Raw genomic sequence first — 16,050 nt, 5'->3', positions numbered from 1 at the left:
AAAGTCAAGCTTGATAAACAGGCATTTTTCAGACTTTTATATAGTAGAAATATCAAAAAAGTAGCTCGTTTTTCATACGTTATAGTCAAAACTTATAACTATCCCTAATTTTTTCCAATTATACAAGTGGGATTTTTTCTGTTAGGATAAGAGCATAGAAATATTTTTGGAGGAAATCCTATGACAACAACTATTATCGGCTTCCCACGTATCGGAGAACACCGTGAATTAAAATTTATCACTGAAAAATACTTTAGAAATGAAATTCCACAAGAAGAGCTCTTGACAGCAGCTAAAGACTTGCGCGCTAAACATTGGACTATTGTTAAAGAAGCAGGCATTACTGAAATCCCAAGTAACGACTTCTCTCATTATGACAATGTTTTGGATGCAGCTGTTCTCTTCAACATCGTACCAAAAGCCGTTCAAGAGCTTGACTTGACTGACCTTGAAAAATACTTCGCTCTTGCACGTGGTTATCAAGGAGAAAAAGGGGACGTTCGTGCTAGACCGATGAAAAAATGGTTCAATACCAACTACCACTATATCGTTCCAGCTATTGAAAAAGATACAGAAATCAAACTAGCCGGTCATAAGATTTTCGATGAATTCCAAGAAGCAAAGGACTTGGGTATCACAACTCGTCCAGTTTTGATTGGTCCATTCACACTCTTACAATTAACTGATTTTGAAGAAGGTGTGAAAGCTGAAGATGTAGCAGATAGCTTGGTTGCTGCCTACGGACAAGTATTTGCAAAATTGGCAGAGCTTGGTGCTGAAAAAATCCAGTTAGACGAGCCTAGCTTGGTCAAGGATTTGACTGCTGAAGAAAAAGCCCTTTTCCTAAATATCTACCAAACTCTCTTGGCAGACAAGAAAGGCTTGCAAGTCCTTATCCAAACCTACTTCGGCGATGTGCGTGATATTTACACTGAATTGACAAACCTACCAGTCGATGCCATCGGTCTTGACTTTGTAGAAGGTAAGGAAACTGCTGCACTTGTAGCGACAGGCTTCCCAGCTGATAAAACTCTCTATGCAGGTATCGTCAACGGTAAAAACATCTGGCGCAACAACTATGAAAAGAGCTTGGCTGTCTTGGAGGCTATCCCAGCTGAAAATGTCGTTCTAACAACTTCTTGTTCCCTTCTTCATGTACCATTTACTACAGCTAATGAAGAATTTGAGCCAGCTATCCTCAATCACTTTGCCTTTGCTGTTGAAAAATTGAGCGAGTTGCGTGACTTGGATGCCATCCGTAATGGTCAAGGGGAAGCGGCTCTCACAGCCAACAAGGAGCTCTTTGCCCTTGAGCGTGTTGGTCGTGATGCAGCCCTTGCAGACCGCTTGGCAGGTTTGACTGATGCAGACTACACTCGTCTTCCAGTCTTTGCGGAACGTGAAGCTATCCAACGCGAGAAATTAAACTTGCCACTACTTCCAACCACTACGATCGGTTCTTTCCCTCAAACCAAGGATGTCCGTAGCACACGTTTGGCTTTCCGCCGTGGAGAAATCACCGAAGCCGAATACGATGCCTTTGTAGAAGCTCGCACGGATGAGTGGATTAAGTGGCAGGAAGAAGTTGACTTCGATGTACTGGTTCACGGTGAATTTGAACGCAACGACATGGTTGAATACTTCGGTGAAAACCTATCTGGCTACCTCTTCAGTAAGAACGGTTGGGTTCAATCTTATGGACTTCGTGGAGTAAAACCACCAATCATCTGGGGTGATGTCACTCGCTTGAACCCAATTACTGTTAAATGGTCTAGCTATGCTCAAAGCCGTACCAATAAACCAGTCAAAGGGATGTTGACAGGTCCTGTAACCATCCTCAACTGGTCCTTCCCACGTGAAGACATTTCTATCAAGGAATCAACCCTTCAAATCGCCCTTGCTATCAAGGAAGAAGTTCTCGACCTTGAAGCAGCAGGTATCAAGATTATCCAAATTGACGAAGCAGCCCTTCGTGAAAAATTACCACTCCGTCGTAGCGACTGGTATAGTGAGTATCTTGATTGGGCAATCCCTGCCTTCCGTTTGGTACACTCAACTGTTGCACCAGATACACAAATCCACACTCACATGTGCTATAGCGAATTTACAGACATCATTCCTGCCATCGACAACATGGATGCAGACGTGATCTCCTTTGAAGCTAGCCGTTCAAATCTCGTGATTCTAGATGAACTCAAAGCTAAGAACTTCCAAACCCAGGTAGGTCCTGGTGTCTATGACATCCACTCTCCACGTGTCCCTGCAGTTGATGAAATTGCACACACTATTCAAGCCATCCTTGCAAAAGTACCGAAAGAAAAAGTTTGGATCAATCCAGACTGCGGACTGAAAACGCGTGGCGAATCAGAAACAAAAGCTAGCCTTATCCACTTGACCCAAGCAGCTAAGGCAGCCAGAAAGGAACTCTAATTTATGATCGGTCAAACCCCAAGTCTCTCATTTGAAATTTTTCCTCCAAAACCAGAAGTAGGCAATGAAAAGATTATCCAAACCCTTGATCAGATGCAGGGTTTGGCCCCTCATTTTATCAGCGTTACCTGTAGCAATAATAACCTCAATATTGAAGAAACGACTGTTCGCCTGGTCAACCATGTTCGCAATGAGTTGGGAATTCCAACCATTGCCCATCTACCAGCGGCCTACCTGACCAAAGACAAGGTCAAATCTGTACTTCAATCTCTTGATGAAGTCGGTGTTCATCAAATTCTAGCCCTTCGTGGTGATATTATTGATGGTCTGCCTCCAAAAGAAGATTTCCGTTATGCAACAGACCTCATCTCCTTCATCAAGCAAGAGGCCCCTCACTTTGACATCATCGGAGCTTGCTATCCTGAAGTTCACCCTGAGTCACCAAACTCTGTATCTGACATCAAGAATCTGAAAAAGAAAATGGATGCTGGTTGCTCAAGCTTGGTAACCCAACTCTTCTTCGATAACGAAGCTTTCTATGAGTTTCAAGAGAAATGCCATCTAGCAGACATCGAAGTGCCGATTATTGCAGGCATCATGCCTATCATCAACAGGAATCAGGCACTTCGCCTCTTGAAAACCTGCGAAAATATTCGTCTTCCACGTAAGTTCAAGGCTATCTTAGAAAAATACGAAAATAGTCCTGAATCTCTCCGCGCAGCAGGCCTAGCCTACGCCGTAGACCAGATTGTAGACCTAGTCACCAACGATGTCGCAGGTGTCCACCTCTACACCATGAACAATGCTGAAACAGCTCGCTATATCCACCAGGCTACTCATTCCCTCTTTAATCACTACCAAGGGAGTCTATCAAGTGTAGCTGGTAGATAAAATAACAAAAGACTTGAAAAGTATCCAAAGATACGTTCAAGTCTTTTTTGATGGATAAATATCAAAATATAGTCGAATGACTATATGATTGTGACAACTGCGGAACGAACAATTCTACGAACAGACCTGAATCAAGGAGTTGGGCAGGTGATTGTAATAAAGAAGGAAAATATCCTTATCAGCAAATCGTGACCTTTGCGGTTACATCGAAAGGGTGACAGAGTTCAATTTTTGAGATTATAGTCGTTTAGTTTGCTTTTAGTACAAGGCAACGAGCTGCAGGTTGCTAGAACAGCCTAGAGGCTGTTCTAGGTTGGAAATAAGACATGCGAAGCAAGTCACTTTTGTGGAGTACGGCAAAGCGAGTTCAAATAATGATGAAATTATTTGAAGTTGGAAATAGGGAAACGGAGTTTCCTCGTACGTCGCAGTAATCAAAGATAAACTAAATGGCTATAAAATACCAATCATGGAGCAAAGGAACCTCTAGCACTGTTTCAGCAGATCTCTTTAGAATAAGAAACTAGCCGTACACCCCTAAGCTTCGAAAGAAGAAAGTGAGGGAATAGTTAAAAATGACCCCTACGATAACATCTAACACTCCTTGACAAGAGGAAAGTGAAAATTCTAATGATGACCTGAAACAAGGGAATAAAGTTGTCAACAACTACTCTCTGATAAATAGTAGAGATGGACACTGGTCTACGACATACGGGATACATGGAATAGTATTACTAGGCTGGAAATTCTACCAAACAACTAACCTAGCCAATGTTTTTTAGAAACCCAAAAAGCTGACCGCTTTTGTGCAGTCAGCTAGGGTACATAAATGTGATTTTCTTTATTCTTACAAGAAAGCAAGAATGATAAAGTTTAGAATGAAGAGGGCAGTTGCTCCCCAAAGGATTGGGTGGATTTCTTTTGTTTTACCAGTTGAAATTTTTACCAAGCAATAGAAGATGAAGGCTGCTGCAATACCGTATGAGATGGAGAAGCAAAGAGCCATAAAGAAGGCTGCAAAGAAGGCTGGAAGAGCATCTTCGAAGTGGCTCCAATCAACATCAAGGAATGATGAAACCATCATAACACCGACGATGATCAAGGCTGGAGCTGTTGCAGCTGCTGGGACAATGCCGATAAATGGCAAGATAAGAATTGAAAGCAAGAAGAGAACGGCTGTCGTTACAGCTGTCAAACCAGTACGACCACCCGCAGAGATACCTGCTGCAGATTCAACGTAAGTTGTCGTATTTGATGTACCAAAGAGGGCACCGATTGATGTACCGATAGCGTCTGCAAAGAGAGCCTTGTCCATCTTAGAGTTAAATCCAGTACCGTTTTCAAGAGCTTTCTCATCTTCTTCTGAGAAAATACCAGTCTTGCGACCTGTACCGATAAAGGTACCAAGTGTATCAAAGGTGTCTGACAAGCTGAAAGCAAAGATAGTCATCAAAACAAGTGGTAGACGGCTTGAGTCAGCAAAGAGAGAAGACAAACCACCGAAAGCTGCTAGGAAAGTTGTACCCAACTCAGCAAAAGCTGTACCAATATTATTGTTGGCCAAGTCAATCGTAGAAAGGTCTACTACACCTGCTGGAATTCCTGCCAAGGTTGTTGCGATAATACCAATCAAAATCGCACCACGAACATTTTTTATCACCAAAACAGCTGTCAAAAGAAGACCAAATACTGTCAAAAGAACACTTGGATCAGTGAAAGTTGAAATACCAGGTACGACACCACCACCAGCAAATACAGAGAAGACACCATTTGCGAATGTTTCAGCTGTCGCATCTGCAGGAGCAACTCCGTTGACCGTAATAATATCAGAACCAGATGTCAAGAAGGTAATCAAGTTAGAGTTTTTGAAACCGAGGTAGGCAACGAATACACCGATACCACCACCGATAGCGTGTTGCAAGCTAATTGGAATAGCCTTGATGATACTCTTACGAACCTTGGTAACAGTAATAAAGATATTAAACAAACCACAAAGGAAAACCATAGCCAAAGCTTCTTGCCAGGTAAAGCCTAGACCGATAACAACGGTGTAGGTAAAGAAGGCGTTAAGTCCCATACCTGGTGCCAAGGCATAAGGAACATTGGCAAAGAGCCCCATGACAAGCGTTGAAACAGCACTAGCAATAATGGTTGCTAGGAAGACTGCTTGGGTTGGCATACCCGCAACACTAAGGATGCTTGGGTTAACAAACAAAATATAGCTCATGGCGAAGAAAGTCGTAAGACCGGCCATGATTTCAGTCGAAACGGTCGTTCCATGTTCTTTTAGTTTAAAAAACTGTTCCATTTTTCAATTATTCTCCTTTATTTACGAACGATACAGCTATTATATACAAATCATTTTTATACTTCAAGCAATTTGAGTATGAAAGCGTTATTTTTCGAAACAATGTTCGTGTTTTGCGAATATTTTGATCGTTTTGCCCATGTTTTACTCAAAATGATTGGTTTTTTGCTTTTCTTTGAGCATTTTGATATACTGGAACTTATTAGTTTTGAAAAGGATTATTCAAGTATGAAGAAAAAAATTATTTCTATTGACCTAGACGGCACCTTACTAAATCAAGATAGCCAGCTGAGTGACTACACGATTTCTACTATTAAAAAGGTGAAAGAGGCTGGACATACTGTTTTGATTGCGACAGGCCGTCCCTACCGTATGGCAGAACAGTTCTACCACCAGTTAGAATTGGATACCCCTATGATTAACTTCAACGGTTCCCTTATCCATCTTCCCGGAAAAAAATGGGCATGGGAAAAAAATATTCTCATTGACAAAAAATACTTGCTCGATTTTCTTAAGGAAGAAGAGCGTTTTGAAGCAGATTTTATCGCAGGAGAATACAAAAATAAATTCTTCATTACGCAAAAACATTTGGATAAAATCGACCCTGCCCTTATGGGAGTGGAGCAAATTACGCCAGAAACCCTCATTAAACCCGAGCTGATTACCAGTGACCCCCACTCTATCCTCATGCAAACACGGGCTGCAGACAAGTACCAGCTAGCCAAGGAAATGAAATCATACTTTAATGATGAGTTAGAAATCAATACCTGGGGTGGTCCCTTGAACATCCTAGAAACCTGTGCCAAAGGAGTCAACAAGGCTACAGCCCTCAGCTATGTCTTAGAACTCTTCCAGGCCAGCCCTAGCGATTTAGTCGCATTTGGTGATGAGCACAATGATGTCGAAATGCTAGAACTAGCAGGTACCAGCTATGCCATGAAAAATTGTAGCGATACCCTACGACCTCACGCAGACCGCTTGACTGAATTTACAAATATTGAAGATGGTGTTGCAAAAGAATTGGAGAAAATGTTTTTATAGAAGAAAAAGCTGATTCTGTCAGTTTTTTTCTTTTATTTTGCACATCTATCCCCAGCTTTCTGAAATTTTTATATGAAAATTTCGGAAATTTTTTCTGTTTTTAACACAAATTTGCTTGACAAATAACTTGAAAACGTTTTATAATATACGAGTTCAAGAAAATGTAAGCCTATTCATTAGTTTTACATTTCAAAGGAACTAGAAAAAATTTAGGGGGAACAATAATGAGTATTGGAATCATTATTGCAAGTCATGGTGAATTTGCTGCTGGCATTCATCAGTCTGGTCAAATGATTTTTGGCGAACAAGAAAAAGTACAAGTTGTTACTTTCATGCCAAGCGAAGGTCCAGATGATTTATATGCTAAGCTCAATGCAGCTGTTGACTCATTCGATGCTGATGATGAAGTGTTGGTATTGGCGGACCTGTGGAGTGGTTCACCATTTAACCAAGCAAGTCGCGTTGCTGGCGAACGTCCAGATCGTAAATTTGCCATCATCACTGGACTTAACTTGCCAATGCTAATTCAAGCCTACACAGAGCGTCTAATGGATGCAGCTGCAGGTGTTGAAAAAGTGGCAGCAAACATTATTAAGGAAGCCAAAGATGGTATCAAGGTTCTTCCAGAAGAACTTCAACCAGCCGAGGCTGCTCCAGCTGCAAGTGCTGAACAAGCACCTAAAGGAGCTATCCCACCAGGAACAGTTATCGGTGATGGCAAGTTGAAAATCAACTTAGCTCGTATCGATACTCGTCTCTTGCATGGTCAGGTCGCTACTGCTTGGACTCCTGCTTCTAAAGCAGACCGTATCATCGTTGCTTCAGATACAGTTGCTCAGGATGAGCTTCGTAAGCAATTGATTAAGCAAGCGGCTCCAGGAAACGTTAAAGCAAACGTTGTTCCTATCAAGAAACTGATTGAGGTTTCTAAAGATCCTCGCTTCGGTAACACACACGCTTTGATTCTCTTTGAAACACCTCAAGAAGCTCTTGAAGCTATCGAAGGTGGTGTAGAAATCAAGGAATTGAACGTTGGTTCTATGGCTCACTCAACAGGCAAAACAATGGTAAACACTGTTCTTTCTATGGATAAGGACGACGTAGCTACCTTTGAACGCTTGCGTGAACTCGGTGTCAAATTTGATGTTCGTAAAGTTCCAAACGATTCACCAAAAGATTTGTTTGAATTGATTAACAAGGCAGATGTTAAATAAAAACTAATTAACACTGTGTGATTATCAGAAATATGAAAGGATTATAAATATGTCAGATATTTCAATTATTTCTGCAATTTTGGTCGTTATTGTGGCCTTTCTTGCAGGTATGGAAGGTGTCCTTGACCAATTCCAATTCCATCAACCAATCGTTGCTTGTACCCTCATCGGTCTTGTTACCGGTAACCTTACAGCTGGTGTTATGCTTGGAGGAACTCTCCAACTCGTTGCCCTTGGCTGGTCAAATATCGGTGCTGCCATTGCGCCAGATGCTGCCCTTGCTTCTGTCGCTGCTGCGATCATCTTGATCAAGGGTGGTGACTTCTCTGCAACTGCGATCTCAGTTGCTCAAGGTCTTGCTATTCCTCTTGCTGTTGCAGGTCTTTTCCTTACAATGCTTGTTCGTACAGCATCTGTTGCCCTTGTACACGGTGCTGACGCTGCTGCAGAACGTGGTGACTTCGGTGCACTTGAGCGCTACCACTTGATTGCTCTTTCACTTCAAGGACTTCGTATTGCCGTTCCTGCTGCCCTTCTTCTTGCTATCCCAACTGAAGCTGTTCAAGCTGCTCTTGAATCTATGCCAGCTTGGTTGTCAGGTGGTATGAACGTCGGTGGTGGTATGGTTGTTGCCGTAGGTTTCGCTATGGTTATCAACATGATGGCTACTCGCGAAGTTTGGCCATTCTTCGCTATCGGTTTCGCACTTGCTGCAGTTAGCGAATTGACACTTATCGCACTTGGTGCTATCGGTGTATCTCTTGCCTTCATCTACCTCAACCTTTCTAAAAAAGGTGGTAACGGTGGCGGAGCTGGTTCTAACGACCCAATCGGCGACATCCTAGAAGACTACTAAGAAGAAAGGAAGAACACAATCATGACAGAAAAAATTCAACTTTCAGTAAAAGATCGTAAAGCGATTTGCTGGCGTTCAACCTTCCTTCAAGCATCATGGAACTTTGAGCGTATGCAAAACTTGGGTTGGGCTTACACAATGGTTCCAGCCATCAAAAAACTCTACACTAAAAAAGAAGATCAAATTGCGGCTCTTAAACGCCACATGGAATTCTTTAACACACACCCATACGTTGCTGCACCTATCGTCGGTGTAACACTTGCCCTTGAAGAAGAGCGCGCAAACGGTGCTGACATCGATGACGCTGCTATCCAAGGTGTGAAAATCGGTATGATGGGACCTCTTGCTGGTATCGGTGACCCAGTATTCTGGTTTACAGTACGTCCTATCCTTGGTGCCCTTGGTGCTTCACTTGCCGTATCTGGTAACATCCTTGGCCCAATCCTCTTCTTCGGTCTATGGAACGCTATCCGTATGAGCTTCCTATGGTACACTCAAGAGTTTGGTTACAAATCAGGTAAAGAAATCACTAAAGATATGTCAGGTGGTATCCTCCAAGACATCACTAAAGGTGCTTCTATCCTTGGTATGTTCATCCTTGCCGTACTTGCTCAACGTTGGGTATCTATCGGCTTCAACTTCACAGTTTCTGAAGTTCCACTTTCAGAAGGTGCTTACATCGAGTGGGATAAATTGCCAGAAGGTTCTGAAGGTATTCAAAAAGCCTTTGAATTGGTTGGTCAAGGTTTATCACAAACACCAACTAAGGTTACTACTTTCCAACAAAACTTGGATGGTTTGATCCCTGGCTTCATGCACTTGCTTCTTACATTCCTATGTATGTGGTTGTTGAAGAAAAAAGTTTCTCCAATCACTATCATCGTTGGCTTGTTCGCGTTCGGTATCGCAGCTCGCCTTCTTGGAATTATGTAATCCATTAACCAACCCCGCTCATGCGGGGTTTTATGGTATAATAAAACAAGAAATGAGGTAACTATGGCACAATCATTAAATAAAAATGTCGAACTATCAACAACTGGCGTTTCCTATCTCAGCATAGCTGGTGGTACGGTCGGCAAGTTTCTTCTGGGTGATCAAGCTTTGGAATTTTATGCTGACAACAACGTAGAAAATTATGTGCAAATTCCTTGGACATCGATTGAACAAATTGGTGCCAATGTGAGCAATAAAAAGGTCAGCCGACACTTCGAAGTCTTTACAGACAGTGGTAAATTTCTCTTTGCTTCTAAGGATTCAGGTAAAATCCTAAAAATTGCCCGTGAGCATATCGGCAATGAGAAGGTCGTCAAACTACCCACCTTGGTTCAAACTATTGGACAAAAAATTTCAAATCTATTTGCCAAAAAATAGAAAATCAAGTATAATAGTAGAAACGGATAAGTAGCCTCTGGCTCCTTTCAGAAAGTCTGCGGTCGCTGCGAGCAGATAGGAAAAAGTTGTGAAATTCTACCGTTGTTAACAAATAAAATAGTCAAAGTGCACACATGTGAAGCTGGATGGAACCGCGGTGAAAGTCGCTCCAGCAGTTTCCCTGTGTGCGTTTTTTTATTAAAATAGAAAGGAAGGTTTGGTTTTACTGCAAGAAAGTGGTGGTAGAATTGAACTCGCCCAATCCGAAGCAGACCCCAGACTGTTTCATGGGCCCGGTATCTTAGATATGTTAGATATGAAACGCATTCGTACAGATTTTGACGGAGTGGCTGCTAAACTTGCTACTCGTGGCGTAGCTGCTGAAACCTTGACAGAGATTAAGGAATTGGACGCAAAACGTCGTGAAATCCTGGTCACTGTTGAAGAGTTAAAAGCAGAGCGCAACACTGTTTCTGCTGAAATTGCCCAAGCCAAGCGCAACAAGGAAAACGCTGACGACAAGATTGCAGCCATGCAAAAATTGTCTGCCGATGTAAAAAACTTGGACGCTCAGCTCTTGGAAATCGATGAAAAACTAAACGCTATCCTCACTGTACTTCCAAACACGCCGCATGATTCTGTCCCTGTTGGTGCGGATGAAGAAGAGAACGTGGAAGTTCGCCGTTGGGGCACGCCTCGTGAATTCACTTTCGAGCCAAAAGCTCACTGGGATTTGGGCGAAGACCTAGACATTCTGGACTGGGAACGCGGGGCAAAAGTAACTGGTGCCCGCTTCCTCTTCTACAAGAACCTAGGTGCCCGCTTGGAGCGTGCCCTCTACAACTTCATGTTGGATGAGCATATCGCTGAAGGCTACCAAGAAATTATCACGCCTTACATGGTTAACCATGATTCTATGTTCGGTACTGGTCAATATCCTAAGTTCAAGGAAGATACTTTTGAGTTGGCAGACACTAACTTCGTCCTCATCCCAACTGCGGAAGTGCCATTGACCAACTACTACCGCAACGAAATTTTGGAAGAAAAAGACCTACCAATCTACTTCACAGCCATGAGCCCATCTTTCCGTTCTGAAGCTGGTTCTGCTGGTCGTGATACCCGTGGTCTGATTCGCCTTCACCAATTCCACAAGGTTGAAATGGTTAAATTTGCCACACCAGAACAGTCTTATGATGAATTGGAAAAAATGACAGCAAACGCAGAGAATATTCTCCAAAAACTAGGCTTGCCTTACCGCGTTTTGGCTCTCTGTACAGGCGATATGGGCTTCTCAGCTGCTAAGACCTATGACTTGGAAGTCTGGATTCCTGCCCAAAATGCCTACCGTGAAATCTCAAGCTGCTCAAACACCGAGGATTTCCAAGCCCGCCGTGCCCAAATCCGCTACCGCGATGCTGCTGACGGCAAGGTCAAATTGCTCCACACCCTCAACGGTTCTGGTTTAGCTGTTGGTCGTACCGTGGCTGCCATCCTTGAAAACTACCAAAACGAAGACGGCTCTGTCACTATTCCAGAAGTTCTCCGTCCATACATGGGTGGGGTTGATGTGATTAAGCCTTAAACTCAATGAAAATCAAAAACAGACTAGGCAACGCAGATGCAGATAGAACTCTGTTCCTATTATATTTCAAGGGAGTAGGCTGAAAAACTCCACAGGAGCTTTTCAGTCATCAAATCAAGTCAACAACGTCTGATTTTGATTTTCGAAGAGTATTAGTATATAAGAAAGAGCAAGTAGTGACCCTACTCGCTCTTTTCTTGTTTCTAAAAATCTACTCCCAGAGTTTTCAACTGTTGGCGAATCTTGTCTTCCAATGCCAAAATCTCTACTCTATCTTGTTCCAGCTGCTGCGTCACTTGCCCAAGATCAATCTCTTCCTCTTCCTCAAAGGTATCGACATAACGAGGAATGTTTAGATTGTAGTCGTTTTCTATAATTTCCTCTAACGGAGCTAAATAAGCATACTTGTCAACAAACTGGCGATTGTGATAGGTTTGAACAATTTTTTCTACCATATCATCTGACAGGTGATTTTGATTCTTCCCTTTTTCAAACTCCTTGCTAGCATCGATAAAGAAAACATCCTTGGTCTGGCGATTTTTTTTGAAGACAAGGATAGTCGTTGGAATGCCTGTCCCATAAAACAAGTTGGCCGGCAAACCAATAACGGCATCTAAGTAATTTTTTTCAATAATCAGTTTGCGGATATGTCCTTCTGCTGCTCCCCTAAAGAGCACACCGTGCGGTAAGACAATAGCCATGGTTCCTGTATTGTTCAAATGATAAAGACTGTGTAAAATAAAGGCGAAGTCTGCTTTAGAGGCTGGGGCTAGCTTGCCGTATTCCATAAAACGCGGGTCTTTCAACTTGGATTCACGGTTGTCCCACTTAGCAGAGTAAGGCGGGTTGGCAACTACTGCATCAAAGCTCCGTGGCTGGTCGATTCCAAGTTCATCCACCCCATCTGGCCAGTCGCCTTCTAAGGTATCCGCATTGTTTAAAATCATATTGCTGTAGCCAACCTGGTGCATCATCAAGTTCATCCGTGCCAAGTTATAAGTAGTCGTGTTCATTTCTTGACCATAGAATTTGATATGTTGCCCTTGAGGTAGTTCATTACGTACTGTCAACAGCAAGGAACCTGACCCCATGGTTGGATCGTAAACAGAAAAACTTGTATCTGATTTTTCCAAGCCCAAGGTGACAATCTTGGCTAATATCTTACTTACTTGATGCGGAGTGTAAAATTCGCCACCTTTTTTACCTGCCGAAGCGGCAAATTGTCCGATAAGGTATTCGTAGATTTCCCCCAGAATATCCTTTCCTTCGTCGTTTTTATACTCAATGCTATCGATCAACTTCACAATGCTGTTCAAGGATTTGGCGCGTGCAACCGTTGAATTTCCCAAGCGGGAATCCCCTAGGTTGATATCGTTGAAGACACCTCTGAAATCTTCCATAGCATCCTGGTTGAGTTCCACATTGGTATTAAAATGATCAAAAATCGTCTGATAGTCACTTGCCACAATCTCGCTATTATCAATTTTTTCTACCAATCTTGCCCATGTGTCTTCAGGCTCGATGGCATACCCAAGGTGAGAAGCTGTATTTTCCAAATGCTCTGCCAAGTCACTCCCAACTGCTTCACGCGCATAGGCGTCTTGCACAGTTTCACCTGGAGCAGGGCTGATAATTTCATCTTCCAACAAGAAACGCTCTTGGTGTTCTGACAGATAGCGATAGAACATAAAGGCTAGGATATAGTTCTTATATTCCGAAGCATCCATATTTCCACGCAATTCATTGGCCATAGACCAAATCTGATTGGTAATGACTTGAATAGTTTTTGACATGTTTTTGTAATCCTTTCATTATTATTTCAATTTTCATTCGAAATCTGATTTTCGCTGATGAAGAGTAATAAGCTGGTCTAGGTCGGCGAAGAAAGAACCGATGGCTTCTTGTTCAGGGAGGGTGGGGAAATTCAAATCCACCTCTTTCAAATCTGAATTATGAAGATGTACTACAGATTTTCCCTGAGCGCGTTTACTTAAGTCTTTTTGTTGTTTTCCATTAGATATAGTTACTGCTAAATATACAGGAAAAATCTCCGAATGTAATCGAACTATATTTAAATCTCCACCTAAGATTATACCTTTTTCTGCGACAACAGAAGCTCTAGCAATATCTAATGAACTTTCGCCCGACGCAGGTACTAACACTTCACCACCCTCACTATATACTACACTATTTTTATTCTCTTCAACAGATACAAAAGTATCAATTTCCGAGATAATTGTTTCATACTTCGTATATAGACGACCATATAAAATAATTGGCGCACCTTCTGCAACTAAATCTTTCTTCGAATAACCGTTTCCTTTGGCAAAAGTAGCCAACTCCCCCAACTTACGCTGTTTCCAAGTAGTTGTGAAAGTAAGGTTTTCACCGTATTTTCAGACGAAATTAGTTGTACCGATTGAAAATTGCTTTCTGAAAATCCGTCTTAAAACTGATTTTTTCGTTCCTGTTCGAACTCCAAGGAACGTTGGAGTAATTGGGATAAACCTGCCACATCTTGTTCCGCTAAGAGCTCCATATAAAGTGCTCGATCTTCTTTACTGATGAGTACTGGCGCTCCCAACTTGAGCATGCTTTGGAACATCAAAATCAGCCGCCCTGTTCGTCCATTCCCATCACTGAAAGGGTGAATCCGCTCGAACTGGATATGTACATCCGCCAGCACCTCTAACAGCTCTGCTATTTCCAAAGGCAAGTCTAAGCGGTAGTTGGCATTATCGACCCACTGTTGCATAAGGAAAGGCGTTTCCTCTGGCGAGGCCGTCTTGAAGGTCGCACCAATAATAGCGTTTTGCACAGACTTGAACTGTCCCCGATCATGCTGGAGACGGTCCATCAACAAGGCGTGGATATCCTTAACCAGCCCCAAGCTCAGCTCTTCCTCATTATCTAAGGCAAATAGCAGAGCTTGGAAAGCCTGTTTGTGATTTTCAATCTCATAAAATTCACGGATACTCTTGTGCTTTCCAGGCAGAGTACTTTCCAAAATAATCGAAACCGTTTCAGGCAGAGAAATGGTATTCCCCTCAATCCCACTGGAATGATAGGCCATTCGTACCAGAAGGTCATCTAAATAATCCTGTGAATATGTCATACTGACCTCTTTCTATATAAACATCTGCTGTAACAATGCCTTTTTCAGCAGTTTCAGATGATCCAACTGACGCTGATGAAGAGTAATAAGCTGGTCTAGGTCGGAGAAGAAAGAACCGATGGCTTCTTGTTCGGGGAGAGTAGGCAATAAAATTTCACTTCTAAGCAAATCAGATGATTTAACTGCCATTCTCTCGTAAACTGTCCCTTCTTGATAACGTAATGCGCGCTGAATAAAATCTGCAAAAGTAACTACCAATTCAATAAAAATCGGAGAAGCATCTGGTATTACTGTATAGGTAATATATATTGGAGAAAATACTGCAGCACCATATTTGTTTCTTGCAATAGCTCCAAATTTCAAATTTGCTGGATTATATACAATATCATCCAATTGGGTAAATTTATACTTCTTATCGTCATTCCTAACTAGAAACTCTCGATTATAGCGCTCTGTTTTTGGGGTAACTCCATTCTCTACTGTAAATGAAACTAGGGGCACATCAGCACTTGGAGACCTACTTTCATTCCTCTCGTCCAAAACTTCCCCCAACTTACGCTGTTTCCAAGCGTCCGTAAATTCAGGGAATCTCAGTTCAGGAAAATCGTTTCCATTTCCTTTCGGAAACATTTTCTGTAACAAAGCCTTCTTCAATCCTTTGACACTATCTAATTTTCGCTGATGAAGAGTAATAAGCTGGTCTAGGTCGGAAAAGAAGCTGCCGATGGCTTCTTGTTCGGGGAGGGAAGGATGAGGAATAGGAAGACCTCTAAACACTGAATCTTTAATAGCAAATCTATCTGAGCGAGCTCCACTATCTCCATTCAACTCCATATATCTATGCCAAATTGTCGTATCAAAATATTTCTCAACAAAATCCAAATTCATGTCGGTAAACTTAAATATAGTATAAAGAGGCGACATAACCCCCACTCTCCCCAATTTATTCCGCTTAATTGGACCAACTGGAGCTAAATTTGAAATCCTTGGATTGTATACAAAATCATCAGGATTCACAACATAATATCCACTAAGATTCTCCAAACTAGAGATATTTTTTTCAAAGAAATCTCTCTGAGAAATGATACCGAATTCGGCAGAATTTGTAAAAGTTTCTACATACTGTCTATCTAAATTTTTTTGACTAACTCTTTCCGCCACTTCCCCCAACTTACGCTGTTTCCAAGCGTCCGTGAATCCAGGGAAGCGTAACCGTGGCTCGGTTGGTTTTTCTTTTGTCAT

At 42.2% G+C, this 16,050-nt stretch carries 12 protein-coding genes and 1 pseudogene; 8 read left to right on the top strand and 5 right to left on the bottom strand.

All coding sequences use genetic code 11. The features are described from left to right. The first annotated feature begins 180 nt into the window (after positions 1–180). Together metE and metF are read left to right on the top strand one after the other, a co-directional pair. Positions 181–2,430 carry a 5-methyltetrahydropteroyltriglutamate--homocysteine S-methyltransferase gene (gene metE / locus C1G57_RS05070; RefSeq protein WP_105114018.1) on the top strand — a complete coding sequence of 750 codons (2,250 nt, stop codon included), beginning with the start codon at positions 181–183 and terminating at the stop codon, positions 2,428–2,430. A gap of 3 nt (positions 2,431–2,433) precedes the next feature. Further along, entirely contained in the window at positions 2,434–3,321 is an 888-nt protein-coding gene (gene metF, locus C1G57_RS05065) for a methylenetetrahydrofolate reductase [NAD(P)H] (protein WP_105114017.1), read from the top strand. An 847-nt stretch (positions 3,322–4,168) separates the two neighbouring features. On the opposite strand, the gene C1G57_RS05055 is transcribed toward metF, so the two are convergent. After that, positions 4,169–5,629 (bottom strand): NCS2 family permease, encoded by a 1,461-nt coding sequence (locus C1G57_RS05055; RefSeq protein WP_105114015.1) that lies wholly within the window; start codon positions 5,627–5,629, stop codon positions 4,169–4,171. Positions 5,630–5,857: 228 nt separating this feature from the next. On the opposite strand from C1G57_RS05055, the gene C1G57_RS05050 reads away from it, so the two are divergent. The 6 genes from C1G57_RS05050 to serS all read left to right on the top strand — a co-directional run bounded on the left by C1G57_RS05050 (position 5,858) and on the right by serS (position 11,693). Then, entirely contained in the window at positions 5,858–6,670 is an 813-nt protein-coding gene (locus tag C1G57_RS05050) for a Cof-type HAD-IIB family hydrolase (protein ID WP_105114059.1), read from the top strand. Positions 6,671–6,894: 224 nt separating this feature from the next. After that, positions 6,895–7,884 carry a PTS sugar transporter subunit IIB gene (locus C1G57_RS05045; protein WP_029186105.1) on the top strand — a complete coding sequence of 330 codons (990 nt, stop codon included), beginning with the start codon at positions 6,895–6,897 and terminating at the stop codon, positions 7,882–7,884. 49 nt (positions 7,885–7,933) lie between these two features. Beyond that, a complete protein-coding gene (locus C1G57_RS05040; RefSeq protein WP_105114014.1) occupies positions 7,934–8,740 on the top strand; it encodes a PTS mannose/fructose/sorbose transporter subunit IIC in 807 nt (268 codons plus the stop codon). Between the two features lie 21 nt (positions 8,741–8,761). After that, complete coding sequence (locus tag C1G57_RS05035) at positions 8,762–9,673, top strand: PTS system mannose/fructose/sorbose family transporter subunit IID (RefSeq protein WP_029186104.1); 912 nt, start codon at positions 8,762–8,764, stop codon at positions 9,671–9,673. A gap of 63 nt (positions 9,674–9,736) precedes the next feature. Further along, complete coding sequence (locus C1G57_RS05030; RefSeq protein ID WP_105114013.1) at positions 9,737–10,111, top strand: DUF956 family protein; 375 nt, start codon at positions 9,737–9,739, stop codon at positions 10,109–10,111. A gap of 307 nt (positions 10,112–10,418) precedes the next feature. Then, a complete protein-coding gene (gene serS / locus C1G57_RS05025) occupies positions 10,419–11,693 on the top strand; it encodes a serine--tRNA ligase (RefSeq protein WP_105114058.1) in 1,275 nt (424 codons plus the stop codon). Between the two features lie 203 nt (positions 11,694–11,896). Here the strand turns inward: serS and C1G57_RS05020 are convergent, their stop codons facing one another. From C1G57_RS05020 to C1G57_RS05005, 4 genes and pseudogenes are all read right to left on the bottom strand, one after another. Further along, positions 11,897–13,486, bottom strand: coding sequence for a type I restriction-modification system subunit M (locus C1G57_RS05020; protein ID WP_105114012.1), 1,590 nt, complete (start codon positions 13,484–13,486; stop codon positions 11,897–11,899). A gap of 33 nt (positions 13,487–13,519) precedes the next feature. Then, positions 13,520–14,047 (bottom strand): annotated as a pseudogene (locus tag C1G57_RS05015) (restriction endonuclease subunit S); the annotation flags it as partial. Between the two features lie 92 nt (positions 14,048–14,139). Next, positions 14,140–14,808: a Fic family protein gene (locus C1G57_RS05010; protein WP_105114010.1), complete on the bottom strand. Its 669-nt coding sequence runs from the start codon at positions 14,806–14,808 to the stop codon at positions 14,140–14,142. A gap of 12 nt (positions 14,809–14,820) precedes the next feature. Then, positions 14,821–16,050 (bottom strand): restriction endonuclease subunit S, encoded by a 1,230-nt coding sequence (locus C1G57_RS05005; RefSeq protein WP_105114009.1) that lies wholly within the window; start codon positions 16,048–16,050, stop codon positions 14,821–14,823.

Origin of the sequence: Streptococcus suis (assembly GCF_002960425.1) — a bacterium.
GTDB classification, from domain to species: domain Bacteria; phylum Bacillota; class Bacilli; order Lactobacillales; family Streptococcaceae; genus Streptococcus; species Streptococcus suis_S.
Note: the sequence above shows the minus strand (reverse complement) of the source record. Positions and strands in the feature narration are given on the sequence as shown.